Annotated in this window: 12 protein-coding genes; 5 read left to right on the forward strand and 7 right to left on the reverse strand. The window is 53.3% G+C overall.

Features of this window, described 5'->3' with window-relative positions; translation table 11 throughout:
- Window positions 1-65 precede the first annotated feature (65 nt).
- From AMM48_RS21225 to AMM48_RS21235, 3 genes are all read left to right on the forward strand, one after another.
- Window positions 66-959, forward strand: coding sequence for a sugar ABC transporter permease (locus AMM48_RS21225; RefSeq protein ID WP_102785706.1), 894 nt, complete (start codon window positions 66-68; stop codon window positions 957-959).
- A complete protein-coding gene (locus AMM48_RS21230) occupies window positions 956-1,804 on the forward strand; it encodes a carbohydrate ABC transporter permease (RefSeq protein ID WP_181951602.1) in 849 nt (282 codons plus the stop codon). The genes AMM48_RS21225 and AMM48_RS21230 overlap by 4 nt, the downstream gene beginning before the upstream one ends.
- Window positions 1,805-1,984: 180 nt before the next feature.
- The gene (locus AMM48_RS21235) at window positions 1,985-2,938 is read left to right on the forward strand and encodes an EamA family transporter (RefSeq protein ID WP_102785707.1); all 954 of its coding nucleotides are present in this window, start codon (window positions 1,985-1,987) and stop codon (window positions 2,936-2,938) included.
- Window positions 2,939-3,153: 215 nt separating this feature from the next.
- Here the strand turns inward: AMM48_RS21235 and AMM48_RS21240 are convergent, their stop codons facing one another.
- The 4 genes from AMM48_RS21240 to AMM48_RS21255 all read right to left on the reverse strand — a co-directional run bounded on the left by AMM48_RS21240 (window position 3,154) and on the right by AMM48_RS21255 (window position 9,163).
- Window positions 3,154-5,145: an alkyl sulfatase dimerization domain-containing protein gene (locus tag AMM48_RS21240; RefSeq protein ID WP_102785708.1), complete on the reverse strand. Its 1,992-nt coding sequence runs from the start codon at window positions 5,143-5,145 to the stop codon at window positions 3,154-3,156.
- Window positions 5,146-5,196: 51 nt separating this feature from the next.
- Window positions 5,197-6,027, reverse strand: coding sequence for a transporter (locus tag AMM48_RS21245; RefSeq protein WP_198413578.1), 831 nt, complete (start codon window positions 6,025-6,027; stop codon window positions 5,197-5,199).
- A 422-nt stretch (window positions 6,028-6,449) separates the two neighbouring features.
- Window positions 6,450-8,060 (reverse strand): DHA2 family efflux MFS transporter permease subunit, encoded by a 1,611-nt coding sequence (locus tag AMM48_RS21250; protein WP_244271339.1) that lies wholly within the window; start codon window positions 8,058-8,060, stop codon window positions 6,450-6,452.
- On the reverse strand, window positions 8,060-9,163 hold the full coding sequence (locus tag AMM48_RS21255; RefSeq protein ID WP_102785709.1) for an HlyD family secretion protein: 1,104 nt from the start codon (window positions 9,161-9,163) through the stop codon (window positions 8,060-8,062). The genes AMM48_RS21250 and AMM48_RS21255 overlap by 1 nt, the downstream gene beginning before the upstream one ends.
- 96 nt (window positions 9,164-9,259) lie before the next feature.
- Between AMM48_RS21255 and AMM48_RS21260 the strand changes: the two genes are divergently transcribed.
- Window positions 9,260-9,946, forward strand: coding sequence for a TetR/AcrR family transcriptional regulator (locus AMM48_RS21260; RefSeq protein ID WP_244271340.1), 687 nt, complete (start codon window positions 9,260-9,262; stop codon window positions 9,944-9,946).
- On the opposite strand, the gene AMM48_RS21265 is transcribed toward AMM48_RS21260, so the two are convergent.
- A complete protein-coding gene (locus tag AMM48_RS21265) occupies window positions 9,927-10,631 on the reverse strand; it encodes a glutamine amidotransferase (protein WP_102785711.1) in 705 nt (234 codons plus the stop codon). The genes AMM48_RS21260 and AMM48_RS21265 overlap by 20 nt on opposite strands.
- A gap of 11 nt (window positions 10,632-10,642) precedes the next feature.
- Entirely contained in the window at window positions 10,643-11,371 is a 729-nt protein-coding gene (locus AMM48_RS21270) for a hypothetical protein (protein WP_102785712.1), read from the reverse strand.
- A gap of 93 nt (window positions 11,372-11,464) precedes the next feature.
- On the opposite strand from AMM48_RS21270, the gene AMM48_RS21275 reads away from it, so the two are divergent.
- Window positions 11,465-12,025 (forward strand): MarR family transcriptional regulator, encoded by a 561-nt coding sequence (locus tag AMM48_RS21275; RefSeq protein WP_102785713.1) that lies wholly within the window; start codon window positions 11,465-11,467, stop codon window positions 12,023-12,025.
- Window positions 12,026-12,164: 139 nt separating this feature from the next.
- On the opposite strand, the gene AMM48_RS22245 is transcribed toward AMM48_RS21275, so the two are convergent.
- Window positions 12,165-12,338 (reverse strand): hypothetical protein, encoded by a 174-nt coding sequence (locus AMM48_RS22245; protein ID WP_158246502.1) that lies wholly within the window; start codon window positions 12,336-12,338, stop codon window positions 12,165-12,167.
- Window positions 12,339-12,344 lie beyond the last annotated feature (6 nt).

Raw genomic sequence — 12,344 nt, forward strand, 5'->3', positions numbered from 1 at the left:
ATGCCCGCTTCGGCACCTTTTTTCTTTGATGACTTTCAGTTTTCTGATTTCAGGACGTGCCGACCATGAACGAGATGGCCCAACTTCAAAAGCGCCGACTGGCGCTTTATGGCTGGATGCTCGCCGCCCCGGCCTTGGCATTAATGAGCCTGTTTGCCTTTTACCCGGCCATTGCGACCTTGTGGCATAGCCTGTTTACGCGCGGCACCACGCGCCGTCCGTCGGTGTTTGCCGGGCTTGATAATTATGGCGATCTGTTTGCCGATCCGACCTTTTGGACGGTGGCGTCTAACAATCTGATTTATGCTGGCATCACCATTCCGGTGTCGATTTTCTTTGCCTTGGCCATGGCGCTTTGGGCCAATGCGCATATTCCGGCCCGCAGTTTTGTGCGCAGTGCCTATTTCACGCCGACCATTTTACCGATGATTGCTGCGGCCAATTTATGGCTGTTTTTCTATACGCCCGATCTGGGGGTGATTGACCAGATTACCGGTTTTTTCGGCGCAGAACCGACCAACTGGCTCGGTCAGCCTGAAACCGCACTGGCGTCGATCATTATCGTGACGATCTGGAAAGAATCCGGATTTTTCATGATCTTTTATCTCGCCGCCCTTCAGACCATTCCGCCCGATTTGCGCGAAGCAGCCCGGATTGAGGGGGCGGGTCGCTGGACCTATACCCGGCGGATTTTACTGCCGCTTTTGATGCCAACCACGATCTTTGTGTTCGTCAATGCGATGATCAATTCGGTCAAACTGATCGACCATCTGTTCATCCTGACCAAGGGCGGGCCGAACAATGCGTCCAAGCTGATCCTGTACTGGATTTGGGAGATGGCATTTGCCTATTTCGACAGCCCGCACGCCGCGGCCATGACCATCCTTATCCTTCTGACCCTTGGCATTGTTGCCGTCATTCAGTTCCGGCTGGTTGAAAAACGGACCCATTACCGATGAACACGATTGTTACATCAATATCATCCAAACACCGCCTGCCCGACCTTGATAAGGTTTTCGATGCCGTCGGGGCGTGGGTTTTGGCGATTGTCTGGATTTCGCCGTTGCTGTTTGCCACATGGGCGGCATTACAGCCATCGGGTACGGCCCTTGGCATGGATTTTTCAAACCCGCTGACGTTTGAGAATTTTGTCTATGTCTGGAACGCGGTGCCTTGGGTTGGCTATTTCACCAATACCGTTGTGCTGGTGACACTTATTCTGGCGGGTCAACTTGTGCTCTGTACGCTGGCCGGGTTTGCCTTTGCCCGGTTTGAGTTCAAAGGCCGCGATACGGTTTTCATCCTTGTGCTTTTGCAGCTTTTCATCCTGCCCGAAGTGCTGATTGTCGAAAACTACGCGATTGTTTCCAAACTTGGCCTGTTTGATACTGCCCTTGGTATTGGCCTTCCTTATATGGCAAGTGCGTTTGGTATTTTCCTGCTGCGACAAGCATTCAAGTCCGTTCCGATTGAGCTTGAAGAAGCCGCGCGGATTGAAGGATGCAGCTGGATGGGGGTTTTGTGGAAAGTCTATGTGCCTGCCGCCAAGCCGGTCTATCTGGCCTATGCGCTGGTGTCGATTGCAACCCACTGGAACAACTTCCTGTGGCCGCTGATTGTCACCAATTCGCCCGACACACGGCCGTTAACCGTGGGATTGTCCTTATTCGGCGCACCGGAAACCGGGGTGGATATTTCAGTGATCAGTGCGGCCACCCTCATGACCATTTTACCGCTTTTGATGGCGTTTTTGATTTTCCAGCGCCAGTTCATTCAGGCGTTCTTAAGGGCTGGCATTCGCTAAGACACAGCATAAAAAACCAGAATCAAACACCACCCCATACAATCTCGTCGCAAGGACTTCTTGCGGCGGGATTTTGTTTTCATGAATTAATTTCAGATAATTATCCCAAAAATCTGGTCGTCATTTTCACGTAACCGGTGCAGAATACCCGATCAATCATAACTTTTATGAATTTATCATATGTCTGTATTGGTCCTGCTTTTTACCACCACCTTGTTCTGGGCGATGTTGCTGGTGTGCAACCGAATTGCACTGACCAGCTTTGACATTGACCCCTATGCCATGACCTGCTGGCAGTTGGTGTTTGGCGGGTTGGCACTTGTGCTTCTGGCACCGGGCAGGCGTATTCCGTGGCGGCAATTTACCCTGCCGATCAATTGGGCCTATGGCTTTTTGCGGGTGATGACCGGGGTGACATGGACAATGGCGCTTTTATATATCAGCGCGCCCGAAAGCGGGATTCTGTCCCAAACCGGCATGCCATTGGCCGCCCTTGCCGCCACCTTTATTTTTGGCCGCGTACCGGGGCATTCGGAATGGCTGGGCCATGCGACATTGATTGCAGGCGCGGTCTGGCTGGCGTGGCATTTGCCCGGCGGCTTTTCAAATCCGGCGGTTTTATTGATGCTGGCGTCCGAGGTGACGGCAATCGCATCATCGGTTCTGGCCGAACTGCATCCCGATAATCAGATCAAGGACGCCTGGGCGCATTTGCGCTTTACCGGGGTGTTGCTTTTGATCACCGCATCGATCTTTTTGATATTCCCGCCCCTGATCGGCCTGATCAGTCCGGTTCCCCTGCCCTATACCTCGATGGACGGGTTCTTTGGCACCGAAACGTTGCTGGCCGGGCTTTTGATCGGGGCGTTGTTTCGCGGTCCGGCAATGGTTTTATCCTTGCGATCCATCAAAACCGCCGGGATTGAAAAGTATATTCTGTCAACCAGTATCCTGCCGTTCATCCTGCTTGGGCTTGAAATGATTGCCGCCAATTTTGACCTCACGCCGCCGCCGACACATGACAGTGTGTTCTGGATCTCTTCCCTGCTGATCATGGCCGGGATAGTCCAGATTACGGTTTCCAAACAGCGCCATGCGTCAAAACAACGCGCGCTGGCCGCGAAATCGGCCTGACCCTGATCGCTGCGGGTTGACCTCACCCATGCGACGGGCAAGGCACGGTTCCCTTTCCCCGGGGAACGTTCATCGCCCAACGTCCCCCGATTAAGTTGGGTGTGATGACACCGTGTCTTGCCTTACTTTCGGTGATCTCCCTGCCGAAAGACAGAAACGCCCGGGACTTCATTCCCGGGCGTTTCATGTATCAACCATTCAAATGGCCGAAAAGATTACATCGTTTCTTTCGGGGTCACGATGGGCCACCAGAATTCGAACGTATCGAGTGTCGTTCTGAATACGTCGAACATGGCCGCATCGCCTTCAAGGTCGGCCTTGCCTGCATCGACCTGATCTTTAAGCGTGGTCTTGCCGAGCATGACGTCATTGAATTCCGAACGTGCCACACTCAGCGCCACGTCAGGTTGGTCAAACGTTGAGCTGTAATAGTTCAGCACCCCGTTTTCGAGCGCCACACCATAGGCTTCGTCGGTATCGGTCATGGTAAAGTTCATGAAGATACGTTTGCCTGCCGCGCGCTCGCCATTGACATGCACCGCAAGGAAATCAAGGAACATGGTCAGCGGCATGGATTTGATGATATCGGGCGATGAGGTATTGGGGGCTGGCAATTCCTGAATACCACCGCGCAATTCCTGTGCCCCGGACAGATAGAAGTTACGCCATGGACCACTTTCGGCCTGATATCCCATTTGTTCAAGCGCATCGGCCAAAAGGTCCTTGGCGTCCTGATTGTCCGGTTCGGCCATCACGACCTTATCAAGAACCTGTGCGACCCAGCGATAATTGCCTTCGTCGAAATCAGCCTGGGCCTTTTCGATCACCGCATCGGCACCGCCCATATATTCAACGAATTTCGGGCCGGCATCGGCAGGCGGCAACTGATCAAGACGCGATGGATTGCCATCGAAATAGCCAAGATAGAAGTTCCAGACCGCCTTGATGTCATGTTTGACCGATCCGTAATAACCGCGTGCGGCCCAATAGTTTGCAAGCTCGTCCGGGATTTTGATCATCTCGGCGGCTTCTTCCATGTTGTAGCCCATATTGGCCAGACGCAGCGTCTGATCATTCAGGTACTTCATGATGTCGCGCTGTTTTTTCAAACGTTCAACAATGTCTTCCTTGCCCCAGACCGGCCAGTGATGCGGCGCAAACAGGACTTCGGCCTGCCCGCCCCAGATTTCCAGCGTCTGTTGCAGATATCCGGCCCAGGCGCGTGCATCACGTACCTTTGCCCCGCGCAGGGTATAAAGGTTATGCAGGGTATGGGTAGCATTTTCGGCGGTGCAAAGGGCCTTGAGCTCCTTGATGAAGAAATGCATTTCGGCTGGCGCTTCGGACCCCGGCGCCATCAGGAACTGATAGTTCAAACCATCAAGTTCCATGGTCTGGCCGGTTTTCATGATGATATTGGTCGGTTCGATCAGGGTGATTTCGCCCGTCGACGTGCCAAGACCAAGACCGGTTCCAAGACCGGCATTCGGCCCCTTGCCCAGAAGGTTGCCATACATATACGTCGCACGGCGGCTCATCGCGTTGCCGGCAAACACGTTTTCACTAATGGCTTCTTCGGTGAAACCTTCCGGGGCGATGATATGCACCTTGCCCGCCTTGACATCGGCCTCATCGACCACACCGCGAATGCCACCGAAATGATCAACATGGCTGTGGGTATAGATCACGCCCACCACCGGCTTGTTGCCGCGATGTTCACGATAAAGATCAAGTGCGACCTTCGCGGTTTCCGCCGAAATCAGCGGATCGACGATGGTAATGCCGGTATCGCCTTCGATAAAGGTAATCACCGACAGGTCGGCACCACGCACTTGATAGATTTGCGGGGTGACTTCATACAAGCCGCCCTGCGTCATCAATTGCAACTGACGCCACAGGCTGGGGTTCACCGTATCGGGGGCTTCTTTGCCCTTTGCAAACTGATAGACGGACGCATCCCAGACCGGTTGACCGTCCTTGCCCGTAATCACACCATTGTTGGGCAGCGGTGCGATGAAGCCACGCGCAGCATCTTCAAAATCATCCGTATTATCGAACGGCAACTGATCAAGGACCGCTGCATTCGTGGTCTGTGTTGTTTCAGTTGCCGGTTTTGGATCAGCCGCAAATGCGGCCCCACCAATGACGCACGACATCAGAACGCCCGCGAGCGCACCTGTCACATTTTTCAGACTATAGTTCGTCATTGTTTCAAACTCCGTTTGTTTACTTTGGAATTTGCCCGCTTTTTTCGGGACTTACTTCGGGAAAAGGAACGTTAATTGCAGGCGGATGCCCCAACCGTCGGGCCCTGCATCCGGGCTTTCGGCCCAGTATCGAACACCGCCGCCGACACTGATTTTCTGATCGCCAATGCTGGTCAGTTTGGTCACCAGTGCATTGACCGGGACGGACCATTGGTCGCCTTCCCAGTCATAGGTTGTTTCGGAGTTCAGAATGTAACTCCAGGCATCGGAGGTGGTGTAAGTAAGGAAGGGCTGGAAAAAGGTGGCACTGGTTTCAGACGCGGCCGATCCTTCATCGCTGCTCCAGATATGGTTGGTCAGCGCCCCATAGGTCCAGCCGCCCTTTGAATAGAGACCAACCGCGGTTGGCCCCGCGCCCCACTGGTCCTTGCCCAGTGCATCGTCGGTTGCCGTCGGCAACAGCAATGCCGGACCAACGCCCCAGATCAGGCCGCCAGATGTGGGTTCAACAGGGGAGATAAAGAAACTTTGCACCGTGTCACCAAGTCCGGCATCGGTGCCGCTATTGCCGCGAATGTCGTTCTGGTAAACGAGCGGCAGGATGGTGCGCGAAATAAGGTTCCAGTCGTCATTAAGGCTTAAGGGCACGACCGGCTGGACGTTTAAATACGTCTTGTCGCCGTCTTCGGAGCCATAGCCACCATCGTAATTTAATTGAAAGGGTACGCTGATCAGACTGGCCACCGGATTGGCCAATTGTTTGGCCAGATCGGAATCATCGGACTGCGCCTGTGCGGCTGTCCCCCAGCCAAACAGAACAACGCCAAAGGTGCCCAAAAATCCAAGACCGAAAATTCTGGGAAAAATGCTTTTTAACGACATAGCGGCACACCTCACGAATGGGCCAAAGCAATTATGCTTTGACCTTACGATCGTGCCAGGCGGTCCCATCAGTTAAAGAACAGGCAATTCATTTCCGTACTGTGTTCAAATACAGCACGGATGCACCTTTTTCCCGAAGAAGAGGGATAAGGCTCCCCTGCCCCGAATGCCGTCTGCCATGTCCATGGTCGTCTTAATTTTATCTTTTGTTTGCCATAGCTTACACCAAGACACCCTAGTCGCGAACAAAAATCATCCTACAAAACCGCAGATCATATTTCTGTCATAAACAAAAAAATGCCGGCCCCCGGGGGACGGGGACCGGCCAAGCCGCACTCGAGCTTAAAAGCTCGCGGGGTCGGGGGAACTGTGTGCGGCCTGTTTCTGCGCCGTCAGGACCATGGTCCAAATGGCATATCGGGTTAATGCGCGGCACCTCCGTCCACCGACGCGCGCGGCGGTTTTGCCAATGGCAATAAAAGAAACGCGATGAAGAAGGTCGCGGCCATCGCAAGATAGACATCGTTAAACGAAATCATCGATGCTTCGCGCGTGACGATTTGGACGATGGTTTTCATCGCAGCTGCCTTCGGTTCGGCAATGCCCATTTCTGAATAGCGCGCCATCATGGTGGCAAGATATTGCTTGAAGGCGGTACTGGCCGGGTTGATATGTTCGGACAAAAGCGAGAAGTGATAATCAATGCGTTTATCAAGCAACGTATTGATCGCCGCCATGCCAATCGCCCCGCCAAGGTTGCGCATCAGGTTATAAAGCCCACTGGCGTTTTTGATCTTTTCGGGCGGTAAAGTACCAAGTGCCAGATTGGTCACCGGCAACATGCAAAACATCAAAGCCGCACCGCGCACGATTTGCGGAAAGATCAGCTCATTGAATGATACTTCGCTGGTGTTAAAGCCATGCATCGCAAGGCCGACGGCAAACAGCAGTAACCCGATGCCCAAAACGACACGTGGCGGATATTTTGCCGTCATCTTGCCCGCGATCGGGGCGGACAGGAACTGGGCAATACCGGTCACGGCCATGACAATGCCAATCTCAAGACTGTCATAGCCGCGAATACGGCCCAGCATCAGCGGCATGATATAGACACTGCCATATAGGCCGATGCCAAGGGTAAAGCTGAACACGCAGCCCATGGTGAAATTGCGATCTGCAAAGGATTTCAGATCAACAATCGGCTTGTCATAGCGAAACATCCGCCAGAAGAAATAAATCCCGGAAATCACACAGACAATGGTCCCGTAAACGATTGCAGTTTCATCAAACCAGTCGTCTTTCGGCCCCTCGTCGAGCACATATTCCAGACTGCCAAGAAACACCGCCATGGCGATCAGCCCCTTAAGGTCAAACCCCTTAAGCAGGGATCTGTCGCCCTTATCAATCCGAAGGGTCATCCCAACCACGGTTGCGATCAAAATCCCCGGAATGACATTGATCAGAAACAGCCAGTGCCACGACAGGGACTGGGTCAAAAACCCGCCCAATGTCGGACCGACAGTTGGGGCCATGGTGGCAATCAGGCCAATCATCACCGAGGCGGTATTGCGTTTTTCCGGCGGGAAAATGATATAGGTCGTGGCAAACACCGTCGGGATCATCGCCCCGCCGAGGAACCCCTGCAGCGCCCGGAACCAGATCATGCTTTCGATTGACCATGCAAAGGCCGAGGCAATCGACATCACCGTAAAACCGATGGCCGAAATCACAAACAGCCAGCGGGTCGACATCAGACGCGACAGGAACCCCGAAAGCGGGATCATCACTACCTCGGCAATCAGGTAACTTGTCTGTACCCAGCCTATTTCATCGGGACTTGCCGAAAGCCCGGCCTGAATGTTTTCAAGCGAACTGGCGACGATCTGAATATCAAGGATCGCCAGAAACATACCGACAACCATCGCCACCCAGCCAATGAACTGGATACGATCAACCTGTCCGCTTTGCACGGGCATTCCCCCTTGCGCGGGTGAGGCGGATGTATCAGGTGAACTGGGGGCGGTGTTGCTCATTAGTTAAGCTCCGAAACTTCCGTACTGGCAATCACACCGGGCACAAGTCCGGATCCGGCGACATGTTGCGTGCCATCGGCATCGCGGGTATCGACATCAACCACCACCGACAGACCGGGACGCAGGGCTGTTGCCCATTTGCTGTTATCAAGTGCGATGCGGATCGGCACGCGCTGGGTAATTTTGGTGAAGTTGCCGGTTGCATTTTCAGGCGGCAACAGACTGAACTGTGCGCCCGTGGCCGGTGCGAAACTTTCGACATGGCCGGTGATATCGGCATTGGGAAAGGCATCAACCTCCACCCGGACCTTTTGGCCACGTGCCATGTGACCGATCTGGGTTTCCTTGAAGTTTGCCACGATGTAAACGCCCGGCAACGGGACAAGGACGAGTAATTGTTCACCGGGCTGAACCAGTGCCCCGGTCTGAACCGACCGGTTGCCGATCACGCCGTCAAACGGTGCATAAATCTTGGTATCGTCCAATGCCTGCACGGCAAGGTCGCGGGCAGATTCTGCCTGACCGACGGCACGTTCGGCTTCAATTTTCTGAGCCTGCAAAACACCAAGACGGCCTTTTTCAACCGCCATGGTCGCATTGGCAGCCGCAACCTGCGCCTGTGCTTTCTGGCGGTCGGCTTTGGCATAGTCAAATTTCTGGCGGCTGGCAGCCCCCTTTTTGACCAGATCGTCATAGCGCTGGAAATCTTCGGTCGTGCGGTCCAATTCGACCTTGGCGATACGCACATTAGCATCGGCCTGCGTGATCGCGGCTTCCTGAAGCACGATCTGCTGATCCATCGTGATTACGGCTGCACGGCGCGCTTCGAGTGCCGCATCTGTCTGCGCCAGTTCAAGACGGTAATCTTCGTCCTTGATCGACAACAACAGATCGCCTTTGCGTACCGACTGGTTTTCATCAACCCGCAATTGACCAACATAGCCAGAGACCTTGGGCGAAATGGCAACCTCGTCGGCCTGCAAATAGGCATTGTCGGTATTTTCGAAATACTGACCCTCGGTCACCCAGTAGAACCCGTAGTATCCACCGCCACCGATAACCGCCGCTGCGATCAGGGGCAGAATGATTTTCTTCACACTCATGACTGTCTTAGTTCCTTTTGGTATTGCCTAGTACCATTTGCATCTTTATGGTACCAACCAGTACCAAACGTCAAGTCTAGAATTGGAACAAATCATTTGTCCGACGCAAAAAAGTCCGAAACACGGAAAATAGACCCCAGAACGCTCAAACGCCGTGACGTCATGATCGACGCGGCAAGAGAACTGTTTTGTGAGCACGGTCTTGCGGGCACGACACTTGAAATGATCACCGCCGAAGCGGGCGGATCACGCCGGACAATCTATGAGCTGTTTGGCAATAAGGATGGGGTTTTTGAGGCCGTCATCCGTGATTGCACGGGGCGGGTAACCTCCGTCATGGCGGGGCTTGAGTTGACCGACCTGCCCTTGCGCGCGGCCCTTATTCATTACGGCGAAACCTTGATGACGCTTCTGACAACACCCGATACCATCCGGTATATGCGGCTATTTCTGGGCGAAGTTCCCCGGTTTCCCAAACTTGGAAAAGTGTTTTATGAAAGCGGATTGATGACCGGACGCAAGTTCATTGCATCCTATTTCGAACGCCAAATGGCCGAAGGAAACTTTCCCAAGGCCGACCCAAAACAGGCTGCGGTGTTTTTCTCAAGTCTGGTCAAGGCCGATTACGACATTCGCCAGATGTCCTATATCGACTGGGAACCCCAGGCCAAGGACTTGCACAGCCATGTGATTGCCGCTGTCGACATGTTCCTACGTGGCTATGGCATCCAGCCGGGCGATAGCCACGCAGATAGATCGCCAATCAAACCCGAACTTGGTTGAGCCAAGACCTGAAAACAGCGTCAGCCTTTTTGTGGAGTGACGCCCCCAACACCGCAGCATCTGCACGAAGCTGGGGGATATTTATCCCTACATCCGACAGTTCCGCTGTATGACCAATCAGCCATTGCTCAAAACCAACTGACGTCGCTTCGGAGTGAAATTGGAATGCAATAGTGTTCTCGCCAAGAGAAAAGGCCTGGTTTTCATATTGCTGGCTGCTTGCCAGAAGCTGCGCACCTTGTGGTAAATCAAAAGTATCACCGTGCCAGTGCAAAGTTGTCGGGTTTTCATGAAAGACCGCCAAACACGATTTCTGTCCGGCCTCGGTTAGTGTGATCGGAGAAAAACCGATTTCTTTCACGGGCCCGGGATACACGCGGCTTCCGGCCGCCCGCGCAATCAGTTGTGCCCCGAGGCAGATTCCCATAGTCGGCCGATCACGTTCCAGTCGACTGGCAATAAAACCAATAATGTCCTTAAGAAAAGGATAGTTATGTTCATCGTGCGCGCCGATGGGCCCCCCAAGAACGATCAACAGGTCGGGGTCAAGCGTTTCCATTCCGTCCCGGTCATCAATACCAACATCATGATAGCAAATGTCATACCCCGCAGCGCCTATTGCCGGAGCAAAAGCACCAAGGTTTTCAAAACCGATATGGCGAATGGCCAATGCTGTTTTTCCCATCGGCGGCTCCCTTAGTCTATCATGCCGGGCATTTTCAGGCCGCCGGCCGCTTCAAACACATCGGTCACACACAAAAGAGGATCATGAACGCTGGCATTCACCTGCAAGGCAGCCGTCACCGCATCAAAATTGATTCCTTTAAGATCAGCTTGCGCATCAAATGGGACCGTTACGACCAAACTGTCCTGGGTGAAGCGCGGATGCCAACCGGGGCTGTCTATCAGAATAGGAAGACCCGGCCAGGTTTTGGGCAGACTGGGGGTTGCACCCTCAGGAATATCGCGAACCTTCAACCCGCCCTGTCCACAGGAATCATCCGGGACAAGAACCACCCAATGTGAATGCCAGCGACGACCGTCATTTTCCGGATCACCATCACCGTCTTCATCAAAAAGAGGCGTGTCATCGAAGTCTGGATGGGATGTTACCGCAAACGAAAGAATACCGGCACCTGCATCAAAACCGATTACAGAGGTGTCAATCGTGGTTGGCCACACATATGACCAGACCGGGGCGCCAGCCAACTGTCCATGTGAATCTGGTGTTTCGGTTCCTGGACGACCCTCGAAATGCATGGTGAGTTCAAGGGTTGTATCTTTGCGAACGATATCGGCATGATGAATGTCAAACGCAGGATGATCTGCAGTCAGGGGAGCTTCAATCCGGTGTGCATATGCTGAGCTGTCAACCACGCCTGCGATCAGGGCGGCTCCAGCCAGGGAGAGAATACGTGCGTTCATTTTGCGATCCTTGCGTGAATAGTATCGAGTCGCTATTATGTATATTCGCGGACCACAAAAAAGTCAATCATTTAGTATCGAGTAGCTATCAAAATGAACACCGACGCACATAAAGCGGCAGATCTGATTGAACGGATAGCGCGCCTGATGCAGGCCGAAGAACAAAAAGGCCATCTAAACCCGGCACAATGGGAGGCATTACGCTATCTTGCCAAAGCAAACAGCTTTTCACGAACGCCAGCAGCGCTTGCAGAATATCTCGGCTCAACGCGCGGTACAGTCTCGCAGACACTGATTGCGCTCGAGAAAAAGGAGTGCATTAAGCGAACGCCCAGTGCACGTGACAAACGCTCGGTAGATATTGCCCTTACCCCTACGGGACAACAGAAGCTGGTAAATGACCCGCGACAAAAGCTAGCATCCTGCATCGAAGCAACCCGGAACGGTTTGTCCCTACAAGATGCCCTTTCTCAAGTCCTGAATGAGGCAATCCTTCGTAATAAAGGGAAAAGCTTCGGAATTTGTGCAAGCTGCCGCTTTTTCCTGCGCACGGACAAACCGGGAAACGCGGCCATGCCCAACCGTTGCGGACTTTTGAATGTGCCGCTGTCAGACAAGGACTCTGAAAAGATTTGTGTCGAACACGAAAAATAGTCTCACGCTAATCTGTCTTGTTCCCGTCATTCGCGGGTGTTGAGAAATATATTCTGCGCGATTGCAGCCCTACCCCAATCAAAGCCGGGTCAGAAAAAGTTCAAGAACTGCCCGATCTGCAAACATTGCCACTGCCCGTTTATGCAAACAGCGTCAGCAACCGCCAGGCAATCGGGCCCAGCATGGTCACAACGCCGATCCACATCAGCACCACACCCCAGTTCCGGTCGCGGTTGGTAAAGCCAAACCCCAGAAGACAAAAACCAACGATACAGATCACCAGAACAATGACGTTTTCATTCATCAGGTTCATGAAACT

Source organism: Thalassospira sp. GB04J01 (genome assembly GCF_000751115.1).
GTDB lineage: Bacteria > Pseudomonadota > Alphaproteobacteria > Rhodospirillales > Thalassospiraceae > Thalassospira > Thalassospira lucentensis.